The organism is Pseudomonas sp. 22526 (assembly GCF_052044735.1).
In the GTDB taxonomy this organism is placed as follows: domain Bacteria; phylum Pseudomonadota; class Gammaproteobacteria; order Pseudomonadales; family Pseudomonadaceae; genus Aquipseudomonas; species Aquipseudomonas piscium.
This window is the reverse complement of the sequence record NZ_JBQENK010000012.1, coordinates 75,947-98,837: the sequence shown is the minus strand read 5'-3', so window position 1 is coordinate 98,837 and position 22,891 is coordinate 75,947. Positions and strand designations below refer to the sequence as shown.

Here is a 22,891-nt window from a genome sequence, read left to right as displayed (position 1 = left end):
CTACAGGGGGAACCCAATAGTTCGCGGTACACGCGGGCAATGTAGCCGCTGCCGTAGGCTGCGATAGGTCCGCAGGACCTTCTGCGAGATCAGCAGCGCCGCCCGCTGCGCGGCCGAGTACATGGGGCCGCGGGTTATTCCGGTCTGTTTACAGCGGCGTGCCGAGCAGCACATTGGATGGCGAGAACTGCACCCGCACCGGCTTGCCGACGCTCAAGCCCAGGGTCCGCAGTTGCAGCGGTTCGGCCAGGGCGCAGAGGGTCTGGCCGCTGGGCAGGACGATGCGGATTTCGCTGGGGCCGTCTTCGGCGTCGAGGATGGCTTCCAGGCTGCCTTGCAGGCAGTTGTATCCGGAGGTTGCGGGCTGATCGATGGCCAGCAGTTCCAGCCAACCAGCCTTGATCAAGGCCACCACTCCGGTGCCGGGCTCCAGTTCCAGACGCAGGGTGCTGTCATGGGTGATCTGCGCCTGGATCACCAGGTCTTCCGCAAGCGCCAGGCGCACCAGGTCGTTGCGCCCTTGGGCTTCGACGGCCTGCACCGTGCCGTGCAGCTGGTTGCGGGCGCTGGTCCGCAGCATCAGGCGTCCCAGCAGGTCGAGGTCGGCGGCATCTTCGGCGGCTTCCAGCACCTGGGCCTGCAAGGCCTGCAAGCGCTGGTAGAGACGCAGCACCCGCTCGCCTTCGGCGGAGAGCCGGGCGCCACCGCCGCCTTTGCCGCCGACACTGCGTTCGACCAGGGGTTTCTGCGCCAGGTTGTTCAACTCGTCGATGGCGTCCCAGGCGGCCTTGTAGCTCAGGCCGGCACTTTTCGCGGCACGGGTGATCGAGCCCTGTTCGGCGATGTGCTGCAGCAGGGCGATGCGCTGCGGGCGGCGGACGATGTGCTGGGTCAACAAGGTGGGCAAGGACATGGCTGAACGCTTTGAACGCTGGGAATGGAAAGGGAGTTTGCGGCTTGAGGGGCGAGAGTCAAGCTCAGTCGGGCTCGCCGGGTTTTGGCGTGCGTGCCAGGCAATACACATCGACCCGCCGTGCCCCAGCCGTGAGCAACAGTCGCGCCAGGGCGTGGGCGGTCGTACCTGTGGTGAGCACGTCGTCCACTAGCGCCAGGTGCCGGCCACGGACTGCCGCTCCGGGCATCAGGGCGAAGGCGTGGCGCAGGTTGCGTTGCCGCGCCCTGGCATCCAGGCCTTGCTGCGATGGCGTGTCCTGGGTGCGCTGCAACGAGGTTTCGTCGCAGGGGATCTGCAGGATCTCACCCAGCCAGCGCGCGAGCATCGCCGCCTGGTTATAGCCGCGCTGACGCAGGCGCTTGCGGGCCAGGGGCACCGGCAGCAGGGCGTCGGGTTGCATCAGGTCCTCGCTAAAGCGATGTTGCAGTGATTGTGCGAGAAGTTCGGCCAAAAGTCGGCCAAAGGGCCATTTACCGTTGTGCTTGAAACGGCTGACCAGGCTATCGACCGGAAAGCCATAACGCCAGGGCGCCACCACCTGGGCGAAGGCGGGCGGTCGCTTGAGGCACTGGCCGCAGGTCAGGCCGGCAGCGGGCAGGGGCAGGGCGCACACCTGGCAATGATTGCCGAGCCACGGCAGTTCGGTTTCACAGGCGGTGCAAATGGCTTGGGGCGTGTCGGTCGGCTCGTCGCAGAGCAAACAGGTTTGTTTGTTTTTTAACCAGATGTAAACCGGTCCTTGGTAATGTGGTTGACACTGCATGGCGCTTCCTTAAATATGCCCAACATCCGTGTCGCGGCTGTGGGTATTCCCTTCCCGCAGTCGCTTGCCAAGCATAATCAAGGAATCGCCCATGAGCGCCAGCACCACCGCCAATCTGCGTCATGACTGGACTTTGGCTGAAGTCAAAGCCCTCTTCGTCCAGCCGTTCAATGACTTGCTGTTCCAGGCGCAGACGGTGCACCGCGCGCATTTCGACGCCAACCGCGTCCAGGTTTCCACCCTGTTGTCGATCAAGACCGGCGCCTGCCCGGAAGATTGCAAATATTGTCCACAGTCCGGTCACTACAACACCGGCCTGGAAAAAGAAAAACTGATGGAAGTGCAGAAGGTTCTCGAAGAGGCTGCGCGCGCCAAGGCCATAGGTTCGACCCGTTTCTGCATGGGCGCGGCCTGGAAACACCCGTCGGCCAAAGACATGCCGTACGTGCTGGAAATGGTCAAGGGCGTGAAGGCCATGGGCCTGGAAACCTGCATGACCCTCGGTCGCCTGGACCAGGACCAGACCGAAGCGCTGGCCAAGGCCGGCCTGGACTACTACAACCACAACCTCGATACCTCGCCGGAGTTCTACGGCAGCATCATCACCACCCGTACCTACAGCGAGCGCCTGCAGACCCTGGCCTACGTGCGCGATGCCGGGATGAAGATCTGCTCCGGCGGCATCCTCGGCATGGGTGAGTCCCTCGATGACCGCGCCGGCCTGCTGATTCAACTGGCCAACCTGCCGGAGCACCCGGAGTCGGTACCGATCAACATGCTGGTGAAAGTGGCCGGCACGCCGTTGGAAAACTCCGAGGATGTCGATCCGTTCGACTTCATCCGCATGCTCGCCGTGGCTCGTATCCTGATGCCGAAATCCCACGTGCGCCTGTCCGCCGGCCGCGAAGCGATGAACGAGCAGATGCAGGCCCTGGCGTTCTTCGCCGGCGCCAACTCGATCTTCTACGGCGAGAAGTTGCTGACCACCGCCAACCCGCAGGCCGACAAGGACATGCAACTGTTCGCGCGCCTGGGCATCCAGCCGGAAGCCCGCGAAGAGCACGCCGACGAGGTGCACCAGGCCGCCATCGAGCAGGCACTGGTGGAGCAGAAGAGCAGCGAGCAGTTCTATAACGCCGCGGTTTAAGCCTCTCTCCCTGTAGCCGCTGCCGCAGGCTGCGATAGGTCCGCAGGACCTCGACGGACTCAAGATCCTCGCGCCCCTTCGGGTCGATCGCAGCCTGCGGCAGCGGTTACGGTAAATATCGTCCGATCATCGAGGCCTGCATGTCTTTCGATCTCCGCGCGCGTCTCGCTGCCCGTCGTGCCGAAAACCTCTACCGTCAGCGCCCACTGCTGGAAAGCCCGCAAGGGCCAAAAGTGGTGGTCGATGGCCAGCCGTTGCTGGCGTTCTGCAACAACGATTACCTGGGCCTGGCCAATCACCCGCAAGTGATCGAAGCCTGGCGCGCTGGCGCGTCCCGCTGGGGCGTGGGCGGTGGCGCTTCGCACCTGGTGATCGGCCACAGCACGCCCCACCACCAGTTGGAAGAGGCCCTGGCCGAGTTCACCGGCCGCCCGCGGGCATTGTTGTTCACCACCGGTTACATGGCCAATCTCGGCGCGGTCACCGCGCTGGTGGGGCAGGGCGACACAGTGCTGGAAGACCGCCTCAACCACGCTTCGTTGCTGGATGCCGGCCTGCTCTCCGGCGCGCGTTTCAACCGTTACCTGCACAACGATGCCGAGAGCCTGGCCAAGCGCCTGGAGAAAGCCACCGGCAATACCCTGGTGGTCACCGATGGCGTGTTCAGCATGGACGGCGACCTGGCCGACCTGCCGGCGCTGGCTCGCGAAACCCGGGCCAAGGGCGCCTGGTTGATGGTCGACGACGCCCATGGGTTCGGGCCGCTGGGGGCCAACGGCGCAGGTATAGTCGAGCATTTCGGCTTGAGCCAGGAAGATGTACCGGTCCTGGTGGGCACCCTCGGCAAGGCGTTCGGCACCGCCGGCGCCTTTGTCGCCGGCAGCGAGGAACTGATCGAAAGCCTGATCCAGTTCGCCCGTCCTTATATCTACACCACCAGCCAGCCGCCGGCCCTGGCCTGTGCCACCCTGAAAAGCCTGGAGTTGTTGCGTAGCGAGCACTGGCGGCGTGAACACCTGAACAGGCTGATCCGCCAGTTCCGCCTGGGCGCCGAGCAGATCGGGCTGACCCTGATGGACAGCTTCACGCCGATCCAGCCGATCCTGATCGGCGACAGCGCGCGGGCGATTCGCCTGTCACAGATGCTGCGCGAGCGCGGCCTGATGGTCACCGCGATTCGTCCACCTACCGTGCCCGCGGGGAGCGCCCGCTTGCGGGTGACCCTGTCCGCCGCCCACAGTGAGGCTCAGGTCCAGCTATTGTTGAATGCACTGGCGGATTGTTTTAGCGAACTGGGACCGGAGCCAAGCCATGCGTGATCGACTGATTCTGCTGCCCGGTTGGGGTCTTGGCGTATCGCCGCTGGAGCCCTTGGCGGCGGCACTGCAGGGACTGGACGAACACCTGCGGGTCGAGATCGAACCGTTGCCGGAGCTGGAGTCCAGCGACTTGAATGAGTGGCTCGACGAACTGGATGCCAGTGTGCCGGACAACGCCTGGCTCGGTGGCTGGTCACTGGGCGGCATGCTGGCTTCCGAGCTGGCGGCGCGTCGTGGCGAACGTTGCTGCGGTCTGCTGACCCTGGCCAGCAACCCCAGTTTCGTAGCGCATGCCGAGTGGTCGAGCGCGATGCCGGGGGAGACCTTCGACGGGTTTCTGGCCGGCTGCAACGCCGACCCGCGCACCACCCTCAAGCGCTTCAGTTTGCTCTGTGCCCAGGGCGCCGAAGATCCACGCGGTCTTTCGCGCCTGCTGTCGGGCGGCGCTCCGCATACCTCGGGCGCGGTGTTGATGGCCGGCCTGGAGCTGCTGGCGCAGTTGGATACCCGCCATGCCTTGCAGGCGTTTCGTGGGCCGCAGTTGCATCTGTTCGCCGGGCTCGACGGCTTGGTGCCGGCCGAAGCCGCGGGTGAATTGTTGGCGTTGTTGCCCGATGTCGAAATTGGTCTGATTGAACAGGCCAGCCACGCGTTTCTTCTGGAGGATCCCCACGGTGTGGCGGGGGCGATCCAGGCTTTTTTGCATGAGTCCGGTGATGACTGATCTGTCCCTTCCTAAACTGCCCGGCAGCTTGCCCGACAAGCGCCAGGTGGCGGCTTCCTTTTCCCGCGCGGCATCCAGTTACGACAGCGTGGCGCAACTGCAGCGCGACGTCGGTAACGAGTTGCTGAGCCGCCTGCCGCAAGACCGCGAGCCTGGTCGCTGGCTGGACATGGGCTGCGGCACCGGTTATTTCAGCCGCCTGCTGGGTGAGCGTTTCCAGGCCAGCGAAGGGCTGGCGCTGGACATCGCCGAAGGCATGCTCGAGCACGCCCGTCCGCTGGGCGGGGCGCAGTATTTCATTGCCGGCGATGCCGAGCGTTTGCCGTTGCAGGGGCAGAGCTGCGAGTTGATCTTTTCCAGCCTGGCGGTGCAGTGGTGCGCGGACTTCCGTTCGGTCCTCAGCGAGGCGCATCGGGTGTTGAAGCCGGGTGGCGTGCTGGCCTTTGCCAGCCTGTGCGTCGGTACGCTGTACGAATTGCGCGACAGTTGGCGTCAGGTCGACGGCATGGTGCATGTCAACCGCTTCCGTGAGTTCAGCACTTATCAACAGCTGTGCGCGGCGAGCGGTTTGCATGTGCTGAGCCTGGAGACCCGTCCTCATGTGCTGCACTACCCTGATGTGCGCAGCCTGACCCATGAGTTGAAAGCGCTGGGGGCACACAACCTCAACCCTGGACGGCCCGGCGGGTTGACAGGGCGGGCGCGGATCAAGGGCCTGATCGACGCTTATGAACAGTTTCGTCAAGCGCAGGGACTGCCCGCGACGTACCAGGTGGTCTACGCCGTATTGGAGAAGCCGCTATGAGCCAAGCCTATTTCGTTACCGGAACAGACACCGATGTTGGCAAGACCACCATCGCCGCTGGCTTGCTGCATGCCGCGCGCCTTTCGGGGCTGAGCACGGCGGCTGGGAAACCGGTGGCTTCGGGCTGCGAGCTGACCCCCAAGGGGCTACGCAACGCCGATGCCTTGGCCTTGCTGGCGGAGTGCTCATTGCCGCTGACCTACGACGAGGTCAATCCACTGGCCTTCGAACCCGCCATCGCTCCCCATCTGGCGGCCCGCGAGGCTGGCGTGGCGTTGACCGTGCAAACCTTGCTGGCGCCGATGCGCCAGGTGCTGGCCAAGGGTGCGGACTTCACCCTGATCGAAGGGGCCGGCGGCTGGCGTGTGCCGCTGGCCGACCAGGACAACCTGTCCGACCTGGCCATGGCCCTGGATCTGCCAGTGATCCTGGTGGTGGGCGTGCGTCTGGGCTGTATCAACCATGCCCTGCTGACGGCCGAGGCGATCGCCCAGGACGGTTTGCAGCTGGCGGGCTGGGTGGCCAATATCATCGAGCCGAAGACTTCGCGGCTTGAGGAGAACCTCGCCACGTTGGCGGAGCGTTTGCCTGCACCTTGTCTGGGCCGGGTCCCAAGATTGAAGACGGTCAGCGCCGAAGCGGTGGCCGAGTATCTGCAACTGGACCTGCTTGACTAGATTTTGCCTATGGTAAGGCACTGTGCCATTAGTGTTTTTGACGGGTCTTTTTCTGGCGCGTCTGGTTCAATAGCCACTGTTCATTTCTTGCAGGGTCGAGTTCTCCCATGGAAATTTCCGGGAATACCGCTTTCTACGCCGGCCTGAGTACCGTGCAGACCGGGCAGAATCGTGTCGATCAGGCTGCCAGCCAGATCGCCAGCACGACCATCGAACGTTCTGTCACCAGCCAGTCTTCCGAAGTCCAGGTCGAGCGCTTGCGGTCCGTCGATCGCAGCCAGCAATCGGACCTGGCCAGCAACATGGTCGAGATGTCCATGGGCAAGATCCAGGCGGAGCTGGGCGTGAAAGTCGCCAAGGCCGCCGATGAAGTGCTCGGTACGCTGATCGACACCTACGCTTGACCCTCCCTCGGTAGCCCTGTCCGTTTTTGCGGGCAGGCTGACCCGCGCAAGAACGCCCTGCACAGCCCCATCTTCCGTCTTGCTGGTCTGCCAGCCCCTACATTCAATTTAGCTTCCGAATATTTCATGGCATTCGCTGTGGGCCTTTGCGTGCAAGGCTTGCAGAGGGGCGATGACGAACGGTGTTTGCATGGTGCTTGACAAGGTTTAGGCGTAAACGTATGTTTCAAACAACTGTTTGACCGCCACAATAAATCAACGCGGTCGTTCATTCCCGGTTACATCAGCAGAGGTTTATCGCTATGCCTGACTACAAGGCCCCCTTGCGTGATATTCGCTTCGTTCGTGACGAGCTGCTCGGCTATGAAGCGCACTATCAGAGCCTGCCGGCTTGCCAGGACGCTACTCCAGACATGGTTGACGCCATCCTCGAGGAAGGCGCGAAGTTTTGTGAGCAGGTACTGGCCCCTCTGAACCGTGTGGGTGACCTGGAAGGCTGCACCTGGAGCGAGTCCGGCGTTAAGACCCCGACTGGCTTCAAAGAGGCTTACAAGCAATTCGTCGAAGGCGGCTGGCCAAGCCTGGCTCACGATGTCGAGCATGGCGGTCAAGGCCTGCCGGAGTCCCTGGGCCTGGCGGTCAGCGAAATGGTCGGCGAAGCCAACTGGTCGTGGGGCATGTACCCAGGCCTGTCCCATGGTGCGATGAACACCATCTCCGAACACGGCACGCCTGAGCAGCAAGAGGCTTACCTGACCAAGCTGGTATCCGGCGAGTGGACCGGCACCATGTGCCTGACCGAACCGCACTGCGGCACCGACCTGGGCATGCTGCGCACCAAGGCCGAACCTCAGGCTGATGGTTCCTACAAAGTCACCGGCACCAAGATCTTCATCTCGGCCGGTGAGCACGACATGGCCGACAACATCGTCCATATCGTTCTGGCCCGCCTGCCGGATGCTCCGGCTGGCACCAAAGGCATCTCGCTGTTCATCGTGCCGAAGTTCCTGCCGAACGCCGATGGCACTGTCGGCCAGCGCAACGCCGTGAGCTGTGGTTCCCTGGAACACAAGATGGGTATCCACGGCAACGCCACCTGCGTGATGAACTTCGACGCGGCTACCGGTTTCCTGATCGGCCCGGCGAACAAAGGCCTGAACTGCATGTTCACCTTCATGAACACCGCTCGCCTGGGTACCGCGCTGCAAGGCCTGGCCCACGCCGAGATCGGTTTCCAGGGCGGCCTGAAATACGCTCGCGATCGTCTGCAAATGCGTTCCCTGACTGGCCCGAAAGCGCCGGACAAGGCCGCCGACCCGATCATCGTGCACCCTGACGTACGTCGCATGCTGTTGACCATGAAGGCTTTCGCCGAGGGCAACCGTGCCATGGTCTACTTCACCGCCAAGCAGGTCGACATCGTCAAATACGGCGTGGACGAAGAAGAGAAGAAGAAAGCCGACGCACTGCTGGCCTTCATGACTCCGATCGCCAAGGCCTTCATGACCGAAGTCGGCTTCGAAGCCGCCAACCACGGTGTGCAGATCTACGGTGGCCACGGCTTCATCGCCGAGTGGGGCATGGAGCAGAACGTTCGCGACAGCCGCATTTCCATGCTGTACGAAGGCACCACCGGCATCCAGGCGCTGGACCTGCTGGGCCGTAAAGTGCTGATGACCCAAGGCGAAGCCCTGAAAGGCTTCACCAAGATCGTCCACAAGTTCTGCCAGAGCAACGAAGGCAACGAGTCGGTCAAAGAGTTCGTCGCACCGCTGGCTGCACTGAACAAGGAGTGGGGCGAGCTGACCATGAAGGTCGGTATGGCGGCCATGAAAGACCGTGAAGAAGTCGGTGCCGCGTCCGTGGACTACCTGATGTACTCCGGTTATGCCTGCCTGGCTTACTTCTGGGCCGACATGGCGCGCCTGGCTGCCGAGAAGCTGGCTGCCGGTACCACCGAAGAGGCGTTCTACACCGCCAAGCTGCAGACCGCGCGCTTCTACTTCCAGCGCATCCTGCCGCGTACCCGCACTCACGTTGCGGCCATGCTGTCGGGTGCCAACAACCTGATGGACATGAAAGAAGAAGATTTCGGCCTGGCTTACTAAGCCTTACCGAGGTCCATTCAGAAGCCGCTTTTCCTTCGGGAGAAGCGGCTTTTTTGTGCGCGGGAGGAATCTGAAAATAATCCGACTAAAACGTTAAGAAGAAGCAACTCCCTGCCGTTACAGAGATGGCAATGTGACACGTGTCACATTTGTCGTGTTTTACTACGCCCCGTGAAGGCATAGTGCCATCTACTGTTTAGCCGCGTCGGAGCTTTACCCTTGCCGCGTTCTTCAGCTGTACGTTTCAGCCATTTTCTACCCTCATTGCTACTCTTGCTTGCGGGGCTCGCGGCCGCCTACGTCAAGGATCTCAACGTCTTCTTCACCTCGCTGTTCAACGTCTTGCCGACCCTGGTGCTGTTGCTCGGCGGCGCCTACTGCGCGGTGTATCGGCGCCAGCGTGAACTGTTCCTGATGGTCACGGTGTACATCGCCTATTTCCTGCTCGATACCCAGACCGACTATTACCGCGACAACGGCAAGGTGCGCGAGGATGCGGCCGTGGTGTTCCACTTGGTCTGCCTGCTGCTGCCGCTGCTGTTCGGCCTGTTCGCGGCCTGGCAGGAGCGCACCCACCTGTTCCAGGACATGGTGGCGCGCTTTGCCGTACTGCTTGCCTTTGGCAGTGTGGCGCTGGGGTTGGAGCAGAGTTATCCCCAGGCGCTGCTGGCCTGGCTGGCGGAAATCCGTTGGCCGGCCCTGCACGGCACCTGGATGAGCCTGATCCAGTTGTCGTACCCGGTGTTTCTTGCGGCCTTCCTGTTGCTGGCGATCCAGTACTGGCGCAACCCGCGTCCGCTGCATGCGGCGCAACTGGTGGGGTTGCTGGGCCTGTTCTGGATGCTGCCCAAGACTTTCATCCTGCCCTTTACCCTGAACATCATGTGCAGCCAGGTGATGCTGATGATCGCCGCGGCCGTTGCCCATGAGGCATATCAGATGGCCTTCCGCGACGAGCTGACCGGCTTGCCGGGCCGCCGCGCGTTGAACGAGCGCATGCAGCGCCTGGGCCGCAACTACGTGCTGGCGATGAGCGATGTCGATCACTTCAAGAAATTCAACGACACCCACGGCCACGATGTGGGTGACCAGGTGTTGCGCCTGGTGGCCAGCAAGCTGTCGAAAGTCAGCGGCGGCGGTCGCGCCTACCGTTATGGCGGCGAGGAGTTTGCAGTGGTGTTCGCCGGCAAGACCCTCGAGGAATGCATGCCGCACCTGGAGATCATTCGCGAGACCATCGCCAACTACAACATCCAGTTGCGCAATCAGGAGAACCGCCCCCAGGACGACCAGCAGGGTCGTCAGCGCCGGGGCGCGGCCGGGGCGTCCAGCGTATCGGTGACCGTCAGTATCGGTGTCGCCGAGCGGCAGATGGAGCACCGCACGCCGGAAGAGGTGCTCAAGTCTGCCGACCAGGCGCTGTACAGCGCCAAGGGCGCGGGGCGTAACTGCGTCATGGCCTTCGGTCAGAACCGCCGTGGCGCGGTGCGCATGGACACCGCTGCGGGTTGAGTGATAGTGGCGCATTCAGCGTCTGGACTGTGATTGGCAGGTCGGATGGGCGGCAGTAGGTTGGATCGATCTGCTGCCGGAGAAACGACCATGCCCGAGTACAAAGCTCCCCTGCGCGACATGCGCTTTCTGATCGACCATGTCTTCGACTTTCACACCAGCTACGCTGCTCTGGGGGCCAGCGATGCCAGCCCGGACATGGTGGCCGCGATCCTCGAAGAAGGGGCGAAGTTCTGTGAAAACGTACTGGCGCCGCTGAACCGCTCCGGCGACGAAGAAGGCTGCCATTTCGACAATGGCGTGGTCACCACGCCAAAGGGCTTCAAGCAGGCCTTCGCCCAATATGTGGAAGGCGGCTGGCACGGCCTGGCGGCTGACCCGAGCTACGGCGGCCAGGGCCTGCCGCATTCGCTGGGGCTGGTGATCAGCGAGATGGTCGGCTCCAGCAACACCTCCTGGGGCATGTACCCGGGGCTGACCCACGGTGCCATGTCGGCGATTCACGCCCACGGCAGCGAAGAGCAGAAGCAGACCTACCTGAGCAAGCTCACCGCCGGCCAATGGACCGGCACCATGTGCCTGACCGAAGCCCATTGCGGCACCGACCTGGGCATCATCAAGACCCGTGCCGTGCCCCAGGCCGATGGCAGCTATGCGGTCTCCGGCAGCAAGATTTTCATCTCGGCCGGCGAGCACGACATGAGTGAAAACATCATCCACCTGGTGCTGGCCAAGCTGCCGGATGCACCGGCGGGCACCAAGGGCATTTCGCTGTTCATCGTGCCCAAGTTTTTGCCCAACGCCGAAGGCGAGGCGGGCGAGCGCAACGGGGTGAGCTGTGGCTCCATTGAGCACAAGATGGGCATCAAGGCTTCGGCCACCTGCGTGCTGAACTTCGATGGCGCCAAGGGATTTCTGATCGGTGAGGCCAACAAGGGCCTGAACTGCATGTTCACCATGATGAACCACGCGCGTCTCGGTACCGGAATGCAGGGGCTGTGCCTGGGCGAGGCAAGCTTCCAGGGCGCGATCAAATATGCCAACGACCGTCTGCAGATGCGCTCCCTGACCGGGCCGAAGGCGCCGGACAAGGCCGCCGACCCGATCATTGTCCACCCCGATGTGCGGCGCATGCTGCTGACCATGAAAGCCTTCAACGAAGGCAATCGCGCCCTGGCCTATTTCACCGCGCAGTTGCTGGATGTGGCGCACTTGGCCGCTGATGAAACCCAGCGTCAGGATGCCGAGAACCTGCTGGCCTTCCTGACACCGATCTGCAAGGCCTTCATGACTGAAACCGGGCTGGAAGTGACCAACCACGGCATGCAGGTGTTTGGCGGTCATGGCTTTATCCGCGAATGGGGCATGGAGCAACTGGTGCGCGACTGCCGCATCGCCCCGATCTATGAAGGCACCAACGGCATCCAGGCCCTGGACCTGCTGGGGCGCAAGGTGCTTGGCAGCCAGGGCAAGCTGCTGATGGGCTTCACCAAGATCGTCCACAAGTTCTGTGCGGCCAATGCCGAGCATCCACAGCTCAAGGGGCATGTGGCGCAGCTCAATGGGCTCAACCAGCAGTGGGGCGCGCTGACCACCAAGGTCGGGATGGCGGCGATGAAGAACCCCGATGAGGTCGGGGCCGCGGCGCTGGATTACCTGATGTACAGCGGTTACATCATCCTCGCCTACCTGTGGCTGCGCATGGCGCTGGTGGCCCAGGCCCGGCTGGATGCTGGTGAAGAGGATGCCGATTATTGCCAGGCCAAGCTGGCGACCTGCGAGTTCTACTTCAAGCGCCTGCTGCCGCGCACGGCGGCCCATCAGGCAGCGATCGAGGCGGGCAGTGACTGCCTGATGAAGTTGCCGGCGGAGTTGTTTGCGCTCTAGGTTGTCATGTAATCGTCCATCGTCGGCAAACCCATTCCTGCAGACTTTTGCGGGGGTGGGTTTGTCTGCGATTTGATGTGACTAAAAATTACATAAAAGTCATGAGTTGACCCTATGTGTCGCAAAAGTTGTTCGGGTACACTCGAGCTTTCGTAAATGGGGCCGTTCGGGTCCACTTGTTTAGATCTTGCGAGGTTTGCCATGGCTGACTACAAAGCGCCCCTGCGCGATATGCGCTTCGTCCTCAATGAAGTTTTCGAGGTCGCCAAACTCTGGGCCGAACTGCCTGCTCTGGCCGACACTGTCGACGCTGAAACCGTCGAAGCGATTCTTGAGGAAGCCGGCAAAGTCACCGGCAAAAGTATCGCCCCGCTGAGCCGCGGCGCCGACGAAGAGGGCTGCCACTGGAGCGACGGCGCGGTCACCACGCCGGCAGGTTTTCCACAGGCCTATCAGACTTATGCCGAAGGCGGCTGGGTTGGCGTTGGTGGCGATCCGGCCTACGGCGGCATGGGTATGCCCAAGGCGGTATCGGCCCAGGTCGAGGAAATGGTCAACTCGGCCAGCCTGTCGTTCGGCCTCTATCCGATGCTGACCGCGGGCGCCTGCCTGTCGATCAACGCCCACGCCAGCGAAGAGTTGAAGGCGGCCTACCTGCCGAACATGTATGCGGGCGTCTGGGCCGGCTCCATGTGCCTCACCGAGCCGCATGCCGGCACCGACCTGGGCATCATCCGCACCAAGGCCGAACCGCAGGCCGACGGCTCCTACAAGGTCAGCGGCACCAAGATCTTCATCACCGGCGGTGAGCACGACCTGACCGAGAACATCATCCACCTGGTGCTGGCCAAGCTGCCGGATGCACCGGCGGGGCCGAAGGGCATTTCGCTGTTCCTGGTGCCGAAGTTTCTGGTCAACGCCGACGGCAGCCTGGGTGTGCGCAACCCGGCGAACTGCGGTTCGATCGAACACAAGATGGGCATCCAGGCCTCGGCCACCTGCGTGATGAACTTCGACGAAGCCGTCGGTTACATCGTCGGCGAGCCGAACAAGGGCCTGGCGGCGATGTTCACCATGATGAACTACGAGCGTCTGGGCGTCGGCATCCAAGGCCTGGCCTCGGGCGAGCGTTCCTACCAGAACGCCGTGGAATACGCCCGCGATCGCCTGCAAAGCCGTTCGCCCACCGGTCCGCAAGCCAAGGACAAGGTCGCCGACCCGATCATCGTTCACCCGGACGTGCGTCGTATGCTGCTGACCATGAAAGCCGCGAACGAAGGCGGCCGTGCGTTCTCCACCTATGTGGCCATGCAGCTGGATACCGCCAAGTTCAGCGAAGACGCTGTGGTGCGTAAGCGCGCGGAAGATCTGGTGGCCCTGCTGACGCCGGTGGCCAAGGCTTTCCTCACCGACCTGGGGTTGGAAACCACGGTTCACGGCCAGCAGATCTTCGGTGGCCACGGTTATATCCGCGAGTGGGGCCAGGAGCAGTTGGTGCGCGATGTGCGCATTACCCAGATCTATGAAGGCACCAACGGCATCCAGGCGCTGGACCTGGTCGGGCGCAAGATCGTCGGCAGCGGCGGGGCGTTCTACAAGCTGTTCGTGGACGAGATTCGCCATTTCACCGCGACCGCCAGCGCCGATCTGGCCGAGTTCACCAAACCCTTGAACGATGCGCTGGATAACCTCGACGAACTGACTGCCTGGCTGCTGGATCGGGCCAAGACCAATCCGAACGAAATCGGCGCGGCCTCGGTCGAATACCTGCAAGCGTTCGGATACACGGCGTACGCCTACATGTGGGCGTTGATGGCGAAAGCCGCGCTGGGCAAGGAGTCGCAAGACGATTTCTACGCCAGCAAGCTGGGTACCGCGCGCTTCTATTTCGCCCGTTTGCTGCCGCGTATTCACTCGCTGAGCGCATCGGTGAAGGCGGGTAGCGAATCACTGTTCCTGCTGGATGCGGCGCAGTTCTGAGTACATGGGCGTCATGTAAGCATTCTCTTACATGACGTGCTGCTAATCACCCATATCGGCAGATTGGATCCAGAGCTAATCTACTTCACATGGACGTCGCGCAGGAAGCGCAAAGCAATAACACGGACACGTAGGATTCCGCCAGGATGGTGGAGTGAAAAGGATGTCAGGGAAACAGTCTGCAAAGCCCCGCTTCGGCGGGGTTTTCTTTTGCCCGCGTTTTTTATCTGCGCTGCTTCAGCCTAGCCCTTCCAGCGTTGTCGGGCCTGTGATCCGCCCATCCGGGCCGCTCATTTCTTCTTCCAGCAAGGTTCTCAGCAACTCCAGGGTTGCTTGCTGACGCTGTACATCACGACATACCAGCCCTACTTTCAACGGCACCCTCGGTTCGCTCAGCGGTTTCCATAACAGGTCCGTATGGCTATGGGTCTGACGTGAGCGCCCCGGGAGGACCGTCGCCAGGCGGGTGTTGGGCAGGCTGTCGAGAATCCCCGCCATATTGTTCAGTTCCGCCTGCACCTGCGGCCGGCGTCCGAGATTGGCCAGTTGTACCTGCCAGATCTGGCGTATCTGGAACTCCTCGCCCAGCAACAGCATAGGCAGCTCCGCGGCCTGGCTCATGGAGACTTTCTTGAATTCGCGCAGGGGATGTTCGGCGGGAATCACCAGGGTCAACTCATCCTCGTAGAGCTGCACCCCGTGCAACCCTGGCTGGCGCGGCGGCAGATAACTGATACCGATATCCAACGAGCCGTTGAGCAGGCGCCGTTCGATTTCCAGGCCGGTCAGTTCATAGATCTGCACCACCAGATGTGGCTGGGCCTTGCGCACCCGTTCGAGCATTTGCGGCACCAGGCTGCTGTGCACGGTTTGCAGTACGCCGATCGCCAGCGTGCGCAGGGCCTGGCCCTTGAAGTTGCCCAGGGCTTCGCGAGCCCGCTGCATGCCGTCGAGCAAGGGCAGGGCATGGTTGTACAGGGTATGGGCCGCCAGGGTCGGCAGCAGGCGCTTGCTGCTGCGCTCGAACAGGCTGACGTCGAGGTTCTGTTCCAACTGACGGATCTGTTGCGAGAGCGCGGGTTGGGAGATCGACAGGCGCTCGGCGGCACGTCCCACATGGCCTTCTTCATACACCGCGACGAAATAACGCAGTTGTTTAAAATCCATAAGTTCTGCTTATCGAAAAAGCTGGAAAATCGAAATGGCCCGATATGCCACAGAAGCCTAGTCTAACCCCTATTCACAGGGCTTACAGGGCCAGAAGGCGCGATGAATACCGTTTACGTGGATGGTGTTTACATAGGCAAGGCAAAAAACCTCGGACAAGGTTTGATCAGTGATACGGACAAACGTCCGGTTGCAAACCGACTCTGGTTATGGCCTCAGGGCCTGGGCAGCGACGAACATGGCGACCCACGGTTTCATACCGGCCCGGAGCGGGCGCTGCACCATTATCCCGCCGAGCACTACAGCTACTGGCGCAAGCGCCATCCACAGATCGACTGGTGTGCACCGGCCTTTGGCGAAAACCTGTCTACCCATGGCCTGACCGAAGAGCAGGTCTGCCTGGGCGATATGTTCCGCTGGGGCGGCGCGCTGCTGCAGGTCAGCCAGCCGCGTTCGCCCTGTTATCGCCTGAGCCACTGCTGGGGTATCCCCGAGCTGCCACAACAGGCGCAAAACAATGGTCGCTGCGGCTGGTTCTACCGGGTGCTCAAACCCGGCTTCGTCAGTGCCGATCAGCCCTTCGAGCTGATCCAGCGCAGCTATCCGGGGCTGACCGTGGCCTGGGCGCTGCGCTGTTTTTATCGAGAACCTCTGGAGCATGCGGGCTTGAAGAAACTGGTGGACTGTCCGGCACTGGCGTCGCGTTGGCGCGACATCGCGATCAAGCGCATGCGCACCGGCCTGGTCGAGGATTGGTCATCGCGCCTGCTGGGCCTGCCGCTGGAGGGGTTGAGCGCATGAACCTGTTCAGCCTGCGCCGCCCGCAGCCGAGCCTTGATGATCTGGCGGCCGAGCCCTGCCTGTCGCCGACGAGCGACAACCTTTCCAGTGAGTGCCTGATGCCCAGCGTCCAGCGACCCCATCCAGTATTTATACGCGGCCAGGGCTCATGGCTGTGGGACAGCGATGACCGCGCCTATCTCGACTTCGTCCAGGGCAACGCCGCCAACAGCCTTGGCCATAGCCCCTCGGCGCTGGTCAAGGCGCTGACGGCCCAGGCCCAGTCGCTGATCAACCCCGGCTCGGGCTTTTACAACCGCGGCATGCTCAACCTCAGCGAGCGCTTGTGCCGCAGCACCGGCAGCGATCAGGCCTATCTGCTGAGCAGTGGCAGCGAAGCCTGCGAGGCGGCGATCAAGCTGGCCCGCAAATGGGGCCAGCTGCATCGCGGTGGGGCCGCGAAGATCATCACCGCCAGTGGCAGCTGTCACGGTCGCAGCTTCGCGGCAATATCAGCGTCGGCAAGCCCGAACATCGGCAATCGCTTCGAGCCACAGTTGGCGGGTTTCAGCCATGTCCCTTTCAACGACCTGCCGGCCCTGCATGCTGCGGTGGACGCGCAGACCGTGGCGATCATGCTCGAGCCGATCCAGGGCGAGGCCGGGGTGATTCCGGCGACCGAGCATTACCTCAAGGGTGTCGAGCGTCTGTGTCGCGAACTCGGCATCCTGCTGATCCTGGATGAAGTGCAAACCGGTATCGGCCGCTGTGGCACCTTGCTGGCCGAACAGGTCTACGGCGTGCGCGCCGACATCCTTGTCCTGGGTAAAGGCCTTGGCGGTGGCGTGCCCTTGGCGGCCCTGCTGGCACGTGGCAAGGCCTGCTGCTTCGAGGTGGGAGAGCTGAACGGCACCCATCATGGCAATGCCCTGATGACCGCCGCGGGCCTGGCGGTGCTCGATAGCGTGCTGGACAACAGCTTTCTCGAGCATGTGCGGGACAACGGCCAGTACTTGCGCGAAGGGTTGGCCCGCCTGGCTAACCGTTATGCCCAGGGAGAATTGCGCGGGCAGGGCTTGTTCTGGGGCCTGAGCCTGGCCGACGACTCGGCCGAGGCCGTGGTCAAGGCAGCCCGCTACGAAGGTCTGTTGCTGGCCGCGACGCAGCCGGACTGCCTGCGGTTCACCCCGGCGCTGACGGTGAGCAAGGCGAATATCGACGAAATGCTGCTGCGCCTGGCGCGGGCCTTTTCGCGAGTGCGTACCGCGCAGCTGCAATGCCGCAAGGGGCTGGTGGTTTGAAGCCGGCCCTGATCCCGCCATGTCCGATCTTGCCCTGACAGAATTCCTGAACCGTCTCGCGGTATAACGCATCGCCCCGTGTCCGATTTTTCGCACGGGGCGTTTTTTTGTCTCGGGCTTTTGCAAAACCGCCATCAGGTCTTGAAGGCCATCATCCAGGGAGGGTTCCTTAGGCTCATCCGCCAGGACGGTGGGGCTGCATGGGTGAAAGACCATCGGGCAGCTTGGGTTGAACCTATATACCACTGAGTGGTATGTTTTTTGGAAAGGAAGCCATGACCATCAGGTTGTTCAAAACCAAAGGTTTTGCTGTCGCGGCGAAAAAAGCCTTGATCCGTGACGACGAGTTGCTGGCCGCATTCCGCGAGTTATGCCGCGGCCAGGCTGATGATCTGGGTGGCGGGGTCTGGAAAAAACGCCTGAACGCCAACCGCCATCGTTCGATCGTCCTGGCCAGAGGCCGACGTTACTGGGTGTTCCAGTTCCTGTTCGCCAAGCAGGACCAGGGCAATATCAGCCATCAGGAGCTGCAGGCGTTCCGCGCGCTGGCCAAGGCTTACGAAGGACTGGATGGCTGGCAGATCCAGCAGCTACTCGAGATGAAAGCGTTTGTGGAGATCAGACATGAGCAAGCCATTCAAGACTGAAGCCCTTGAATCGATACACGAGTCGGCCAGTGCCCTGCACACCATCGGCGCCATTGGCAAAACCACCATGCGCCAGTTCGATGAGGCCTGTATCGCGCCAGTCCCGGCGAATATTCCCGCGGAGCAGATCAAGCTGCTGCGCGAGCGGAGCAATGTCAGCCAACCGGTCTTTGCCCGCTACCTGAACACCAGCGCGTCCACGGTGAAGCAGTGGGAGTCCGGCGAGAAACACCCGAGTGGCATGGCGCTCAAGCTGCTGAGCATCGTACAGAAGCACGGCCTGGAAATACTGGCGTGAGCCGGCACTGAAACGCCGGCCGCCTGGGGATAAAAACTGGCCCTTGGCCAGAGTTGACTGAACCCTGCCGAACGCCACGGGTCGATTAGCTGTGAGGCTCGTACGAGCCAATTTCTATCAGGAGCTGCCCCATGGACTTTATCCGCATCATCATCGCCATTCTGTTGCCGCCATTGGGAGTGTTTCTGCAAGTGGGGTTCGGCGGTGCGTTCTGGCTGAATATCCTGCTGACTCTGTGCGGCTACATTCCGGGCATCGTGCATGCGGTGTACATCATCGCCAAGCGCTGAGCCTGACTCCCGCTCCCGTACAGGAGCGGGGTTGTCTCCCTTGGGCGCCGATTACTGCGGTGTGCCCGTCTGTTCCATTACCTGTCGATAAAACAGCCATTCCTGTTCCAGGGCGTGGGCCTGATTGGCGGCCTTGCGAAAGCCGTGGCGTTCATCCGGGTAATAGTGTGCTTCGGCGGCAATGCCGTTGTCCTGCAATGCCTTGAGCATGTCCCGGGTTTGCTGGGGCACTACCACAGCGTCGAGTTCGCCCTGGAAGAAGATGACGGGCACGCGGATATTGCCGGCATGCAACAGCGGGGTGCGGGCCTTGTAGCGTTCGGCATCCTGTTCGGGGTCGCCGATCAGCCAGTCCAGGTAGTCGCCTTCGAACTTGTGGGTGGTTCGTCCCAGGGCGAGCGGGTCGCTGACGCCATACAGGCTGGCGCCGGCACGGAACACATCGGCAAAGGCCAGGGCGCAAAGGGTGGTGTAGCCGCCGGCACTGCCACCGCGAATGAAAGCCCGGTCGCCATCGATCAGGCCTTGGCTGGCCAGATACGTGACCACCGCGCAGGCGTCCTGCACATCCACCTCGCCCCAACTCAGATTCAAGGCTTGTCGGTACTCACGGCCATAGCCGGTGCTGCCGCGATAGTTCAGGTCGGCCACGGCGAAACCCCGTTGTGCCCAGTACTGGATGCGCGGGTCGAGTATCGGGTAACAGGCCGAGGTCGGGCCGCCATGGATGAACACCACCAGTGGCGGCCGATCGCCATCGCTCATGGCCGGGTAGAAAAAGCCGTGGGCCTCGCCCTGGCCGCTGGGGTAGCGCAGGGTTTGCGGACGGCTGATCTGTTCGGGTGGCAGGGGCGCCACACCGCCTGCCAGGACTGTGACCTGCTGCGACTGACGATCAATGGCGATCACCGCGGACGGACTGACAGGTGAAGCCGCGATGCAGTAGATAAATCGCTCATCCAGCGCCAGGTTGCGGAAGCGACTGTAGTCACCGCTGAAGTTCTGCTGTGAACCCTTGGCCAGGCGCAGCCCCAGACGGCCGAAGCCGTCTTGCGTCCAGGTACCCAGCCAGTTGTCGCCGCCAAGCGGCAGCCAGGTGCAGCCGCCCAATTGCCAGGGCGCCGGGGCGTGATCGGCGGCGGCGCAGGGTAGCGCCTGCAGGCCGCTTGGGGTTTCACCCCAGGGCTGCCAGAAGCCGGCGCGGTCGGTCAGGCAATACAGGCGGCCGGTTTCATCGAAGCGTGGTTGTTGCAGCGACTCTTCTGCACTGTCGCCAGCCAGGCACTGTGGGTCATCCCAACGGCCATTGGCCAGGCGCTCGGCGACCATCAGGCGGGTCGAGGTCCAGGGCTGATGTGGTCGATCCCATTCGATCCATGCCAGGCGTTGGCCGTCCGGGCTCAAGGTGGGAGCGGCGTAGAAGTCCGCCCCTTCGGCCAGCAATTGGCGTTTGCCGTTACCCAGGTCGATGGCCACCAGGCGATGCTGATTGTTGTGTTCTTCCACCGCCAACACCTGGCCGGCGGCGAACTGCAGGTCACCATAACGGCACTCGCCGGAGGTCAGGGCTACCGGCGTTTCGCTTTGCAGCGACTGTCGGTAGAGCTGCTGATCCGCTTCGTTGACGAACACCAGCCCGTCATCGCTCAGGCAAAAGGCGCCGCCGCCGTATTCGTAGACCCGGCTGCGCACGCTGAAACCTTGCGGCGTCAGGCAGTGGGCCTGGTTGCCGCGCCAGTGCCAGATCCGGCAGGCGGCATCTTCGGGGCGGTATTCGTTCCAGAACAGGCCGCTGGCGCCGAGCCGCAGCTCGGCGAAATCGATGCCGGCGGCGACGGCTTGGGCGGCGCTGAAGGATTCAGCCTTTGGCGATGAGGCGCGAGTTTCGTTCATTACGGAAGGCCAGTTGCTCGATGGTCTGGGTAGCGTGCTCGGCTTCTTCGCGGGCCTTGAGGATCACGCCGTGATGGTGCGACTTGCTGCACACCGGGTCGGCATTGCTGGCGTCGCCCGTGAGCATGAAGGCCTGGCAGCGGCAGCCGCCGAAGTCCTTTTCCTTTTCATCGCAGGAGCGGCACGGCTCGGGCATCCAGTCGTAGCCGCGGAAGCGGTTGAAGCCGAAGGAGTCGTACCAGATGTGTTGCATGCTGTGGTCGCGCACATTGGGGAACTGCACGGGCATCTGCCGGGCGCCGTGGCAGGGCAGGGCGGTGCCGTCCGGCGTGACCGTTAGGAAGATGCTGCCCCAGCCGTTCATGCAGGCTTTTGGGCGTTCCTCGTAGTAATCCGGGGTGACGAAAATCAGTTTGCACGGATGCCCTTCGGCTTCCAGCCTGGCGCGGTATTCGTTGGTGATGCGTTCGGCGCGTACCAGTTGTTCCTTGGTCGGCAACAGGCCGACACGGTTGAGCTGGGCCCAGCCGTAGAACTGGCAGGTGGCGAGCTCGACGAAGTCGGCTTCCAGGGCGATGCACAGCTCGATGATGCGGTCGATCCGGTCGATGTTGTGCCGATGGGTGACGAAGTTCAGCACCATCGGATAGCCGTGGGCTTTCACCGCCCGGGCCATTTCCAGCTTCTGGGCGAAGGCTTTCTTCGAGCCGGCCAGCAGGTTGTTCATCTGCTCGTCGCTGGCCTGGAAGCTGATCTGGATATGATCGAGCCCGGCCTTTTTGAAGTCGCTGATCTTCTGCTCGGTCAGGCCAATGCCCGAGGTAATAAGGTTGGTGTAGAACCCCAGCTTGCGCGCCTCGCCGATCAGCTCGGCGAGGTCCTGGCGCACCAGCGGCTCGCCACCGGAAAAGCCCAGCTGCGCGGCGCCCATTTCCCGGGCTTCGCGAAACACCTTGAGCCACTGCTCGGTGCTCAGCTCCTTGCCCTGCTCGGCGAAATCCAGCGGGTTGGAGCAATACGGGCATTGCAGCGGGCAGCGGTACGTCAGCTCGGCCAGCAGCCACAGCGGCAGGCCGACTTCCGGCTTGGGCGGTATCGGCGCTGGCGAATCAGCCAAGTTCGATCCAGTGCTGTGCACGGGCGACCTCCATGAATTGCTCGATGTCGTCACCGAGTTCGGGCACGCCGGGGAACTGGATCTCCAGCTCCTTGATGATCGCAGCGACATCCCGCTCGCCGTCGATCAACCCGCCGATCAGCGCGGCGCTCTCGTTGAGCTTGATCATGCCTTCAGGGTAGAGCAGTACATGGCCCTTCTGCGCCGGTTCGTACTGGAAGCGGTAGCCGGGGCGCCAGGTCGGGGTCTTGCTGCGATCGAAGCTCATAGGGTGATTCCTTTATGCCAGACCCGTTGTGCGGTGACGCTGTGATACGGCGGGCGATTGAGTTCGTAGGCCATGCTCATGGCGTCGAGCATGCTCCAAAGGATGTCCAGTTTGAACTGGAGAATTTCCAGCATGCGCTCCTGCCCGGCGCGGGTGGTGTAATGCTGCAGGGTGATCGCCAGGCCGTGCTCGACATCGCGCCGCGCCTGGCCCAGGCGCGTGCGGAAGTATTCATAGCCGGCTGGGTCGATCCACGGGTAGTGCTGGGGCCAGCTGTCGAGGCGCGACTGGTGGATCTGCGGCGCGAACAGCTCGGTCAGCGAGCTGCTGGCGGCTTCCTGCCAGCTGGCGCGGCGGGCGAAGTTGACGTAGGCGTCGACGGCGAAACGCACGCCCGGCAGCACCAGCTCTTGCGAGCGCAATTGGTCCGGGTCGAGACCGACCGCCTGCCCCAGGCGCAACCAGGCCTCGATGCCACCGTCTTCGCCGGGGGCGCCGTCGTGGTCCAGCAGGCGCTGAATCCATTCGCGACGAATTTCCCGATCCGGGCAGTTGGCGAGGATCGCCGCGTCCTTGAGCGGGATGTTCACCTGGTAGTAGAAGCGGTTGGCGACCCAGCCCTGGATCTGCTCGCGGGTCGCCCGGCCTTCGTACATCGCCACGTGGTACGGGTGGTGGATGTGGTAGTAGGCGCCCTTGGCCCGCAGGGCCTGCTCGAATTCGGCGGGGGACATTGCTGTGTCAGTCATTGCGGTTCTCCGGGGAACAACCGTGGATAGTGTTGCCTGATCGGGCCTTATCGCGGGCAAGCCTCGCTCCTACGGACAGCGCTACCTGTAGGAGCGAGCG

22 protein-coding genes are annotated in these 22,891 nt (G+C 62.6%); 15 read left to right on the top strand and 7 right to left on the bottom strand.

The features are described from left to right. Nucleotides 1-148 precede the first annotated feature (148 nt). Complete coding sequence (locus ACTJKT_RS19330) at nucleotides 149-913, bottom strand: TOBE domain-containing protein (protein ID WP_440788193.1); 765 nt, start codon at nucleotides 911-913, stop codon at nucleotides 149-151. 64 nt (nucleotides 914-977) lie between these two features. Further along, nucleotides 978-1,718, bottom strand: coding sequence for a ComF family protein (locus ACTJKT_RS19325; protein ID WP_440788192.1), 741 nt, complete (start codon nucleotides 1,716-1,718; stop codon nucleotides 978-980). A 91-nt stretch (nucleotides 1,719-1,809) separates the two neighbouring features. Here ACTJKT_RS19325 and bioB point away from each other — a divergent pair, with 91 nt between their 5' ends. From bioB to ACTJKT_RS19275, 10 genes are all read left to right on the top strand, one after another. After that, complete coding sequence (bioB, locus tag ACTJKT_RS19320) at nucleotides 1,810-2,865, top strand: biotin synthase BioB (RefSeq protein ID WP_007926062.1); 1,056 nt, start codon at nucleotides 1,810-1,812, stop codon at nucleotides 2,863-2,865. 140 nt (nucleotides 2,866-3,005) lie between these two features. Beyond that, nucleotides 3,006-4,184, top strand: coding sequence for an 8-amino-7-oxononanoate synthase (gene bioF, locus ACTJKT_RS19315; protein ID WP_440788191.1), 1,179 nt, complete (start codon nucleotides 3,006-3,008; stop codon nucleotides 4,182-4,184). Then, complete coding sequence (locus ACTJKT_RS19310; protein WP_440788190.1) at nucleotides 4,177-4,908, top strand: alpha/beta fold hydrolase; 732 nt, start codon at nucleotides 4,177-4,179, stop codon at nucleotides 4,906-4,908. Before bioF ends, ACTJKT_RS19310 begins: the two co-directional genes overlap by 8 nt. Continuing rightward, on the top strand, nucleotides 4,901-5,713 hold the full coding sequence (gene bioC, locus ACTJKT_RS19305) for a malonyl-ACP O-methyltransferase BioC (RefSeq protein WP_210688550.1): 813 nt from the start codon (nucleotides 4,901-4,903) through the stop codon (nucleotides 5,711-5,713). Before ACTJKT_RS19310 ends, bioC begins: the two co-directional genes overlap by 8 nt. Then, on the top strand, nucleotides 5,710-6,390 hold the full coding sequence (bioD, locus tag ACTJKT_RS19300) for a dethiobiotin synthase (protein ID WP_025807318.1): 681 nt from the start codon (nucleotides 5,710-5,712) through the stop codon (nucleotides 6,388-6,390). The genes bioC and bioD overlap by 4 nt, the downstream gene beginning before the upstream one ends. A gap of 107 nt (nucleotides 6,391-6,497) precedes the next feature. Beyond that, complete coding sequence (locus tag ACTJKT_RS19295) at nucleotides 6,498-6,794, top strand: hypothetical protein (protein WP_009051193.1); 297 nt, start codon at nucleotides 6,498-6,500, stop codon at nucleotides 6,792-6,794. Between the two features lie 302 nt (nucleotides 6,795-7,096). Then, nucleotides 7,097-8,902, top strand: coding sequence for a phenylacyl-CoA dehydrogenase (locus tag ACTJKT_RS19290; protein WP_025807319.1), 1,806 nt, complete (start codon nucleotides 7,097-7,099; stop codon nucleotides 8,900-8,902). A 219-nt stretch (nucleotides 8,903-9,121) separates the two neighbouring features. Then, complete coding sequence (locus ACTJKT_RS19285; protein WP_440788189.1) at nucleotides 9,122-10,414, top strand: GGDEF domain-containing protein; 1,293 nt, start codon at nucleotides 9,122-9,124, stop codon at nucleotides 10,412-10,414. A gap of 90 nt (nucleotides 10,415-10,504) precedes the next feature. Beyond that, a complete protein-coding gene (locus tag ACTJKT_RS19280) occupies nucleotides 10,505-12,301 on the top strand; it encodes an acyl-CoA dehydrogenase C-terminal domain-containing protein (RefSeq protein ID WP_440788188.1) in 1,797 nt (598 codons plus the stop codon). A gap of 201 nt (nucleotides 12,302-12,502) precedes the next feature. Then, nucleotides 12,503-14,281, top strand: a complete 1,779-nt coding sequence (locus ACTJKT_RS19275) for an acyl-CoA dehydrogenase C-terminal domain-containing protein (RefSeq protein WP_440788187.1) — start codon at nucleotides 12,503-12,505, stop codon at nucleotides 14,279-14,281. Nucleotides 14,282-14,518: 237 nt separating this feature from the next. On the opposite strand, the gene ACTJKT_RS19270 is transcribed toward ACTJKT_RS19275, so the two are convergent. Then, nucleotides 14,519-15,448 (bottom strand): LysR family transcriptional regulator, encoded by a 930-nt coding sequence (locus tag ACTJKT_RS19270; RefSeq protein ID WP_440788186.1) that lies wholly within the window; start codon nucleotides 15,446-15,448, stop codon nucleotides 14,519-14,521. Nucleotides 15,449-15,550: 102 nt separating this feature from the next. Here ACTJKT_RS19270 and ACTJKT_RS19265 point away from each other — a divergent pair, with 102 nt between their 5' ends. The 5 genes from ACTJKT_RS19265 (at nucleotide 15,551) to ACTJKT_RS19245 (ending at nucleotide 18,764) form a co-directional block, all read left to right on the top strand. Then, nucleotides 15,551-16,249: an MOSC domain-containing protein gene (locus tag ACTJKT_RS19265; protein WP_440788185.1), complete on the top strand. Its 699-nt coding sequence runs from the start codon at nucleotides 15,551-15,553 to the stop codon at nucleotides 16,247-16,249. Continuing rightward, nucleotides 16,246-17,529, top strand: coding sequence for an aspartate aminotransferase family protein (locus tag ACTJKT_RS19260; RefSeq protein WP_440788184.1), 1,284 nt, complete (start codon nucleotides 16,246-16,248; stop codon nucleotides 17,527-17,529). The genes ACTJKT_RS19265 and ACTJKT_RS19260 overlap by 4 nt, the downstream gene beginning before the upstream one ends. Nucleotides 17,530-17,804: 275 nt before the next feature. After that, nucleotides 17,805-18,176 (top strand): type II toxin-antitoxin system RelE/ParE family toxin, encoded by a 372-nt coding sequence (locus ACTJKT_RS19255; RefSeq protein ID WP_440788183.1) that lies wholly within the window; start codon nucleotides 17,805-17,807, stop codon nucleotides 18,174-18,176. After that, nucleotides 18,154-18,474, top strand: coding sequence for a helix-turn-helix domain-containing protein (locus tag ACTJKT_RS19250; RefSeq protein ID WP_440788182.1), 321 nt, complete (start codon nucleotides 18,154-18,156; stop codon nucleotides 18,472-18,474). The genes ACTJKT_RS19255 and ACTJKT_RS19250 overlap by 23 nt, the downstream gene beginning before the upstream one ends. 131 nt (nucleotides 18,475-18,605) lie before the next feature. After that, nucleotides 18,606-18,764, top strand: a complete 159-nt coding sequence (locus ACTJKT_RS19245; RefSeq protein ID WP_003228885.1) for a YqaE/Pmp3 family membrane protein — start codon at nucleotides 18,606-18,608, stop codon at nucleotides 18,762-18,764. A gap of 51 nt (nucleotides 18,765-18,815) precedes the next feature. Here ACTJKT_RS19245 and ACTJKT_RS19240 read toward each other — a convergent pair whose 3' ends face one another. Genes ACTJKT_RS19240 through pqqC form a run of 4 tightly spaced genes read right to left on the bottom strand, consistent with a single transcriptional unit; the run spans nucleotide 18,816 to nucleotide 22,791 of the window. Continuing rightward, nucleotides 18,816-20,657 (bottom strand): S9 family peptidase, encoded by a 1,842-nt coding sequence (locus ACTJKT_RS19240; protein ID WP_440788181.1) that lies wholly within the window; start codon nucleotides 20,655-20,657, stop codon nucleotides 18,816-18,818. Then, nucleotides 20,623-21,795, bottom strand: coding sequence for a pyrroloquinoline quinone biosynthesis protein PqqE (gene pqqE / locus ACTJKT_RS19235; RefSeq protein WP_440788180.1), 1,173 nt, complete (start codon nucleotides 21,793-21,795; stop codon nucleotides 20,623-20,625). The genes ACTJKT_RS19240 and pqqE overlap by 35 nt, the downstream gene beginning before the upstream one ends. Next, nucleotides 21,767-22,042, bottom strand: coding sequence for a pyrroloquinoline quinone biosynthesis peptide chaperone PqqD (gene pqqD / locus ACTJKT_RS19230; RefSeq protein WP_025807331.1), 276 nt, complete (start codon nucleotides 22,040-22,042; stop codon nucleotides 21,767-21,769). Before pqqD ends, pqqE begins: the two co-directional genes overlap by 29 nt. Beyond that, nucleotides 22,039-22,791 carry a pyrroloquinoline-quinone synthase PqqC gene (pqqC, locus tag ACTJKT_RS19225; RefSeq protein ID WP_016704071.1) on the bottom strand — a complete coding sequence of 251 codons (753 nt, stop codon included), beginning with the start codon at nucleotides 22,789-22,791 and terminating at the stop codon, nucleotides 22,039-22,041. Before pqqC ends, pqqD begins: the two co-directional genes overlap by 4 nt. Nucleotides 22,792-22,891 lie beyond the last annotated feature (100 nt).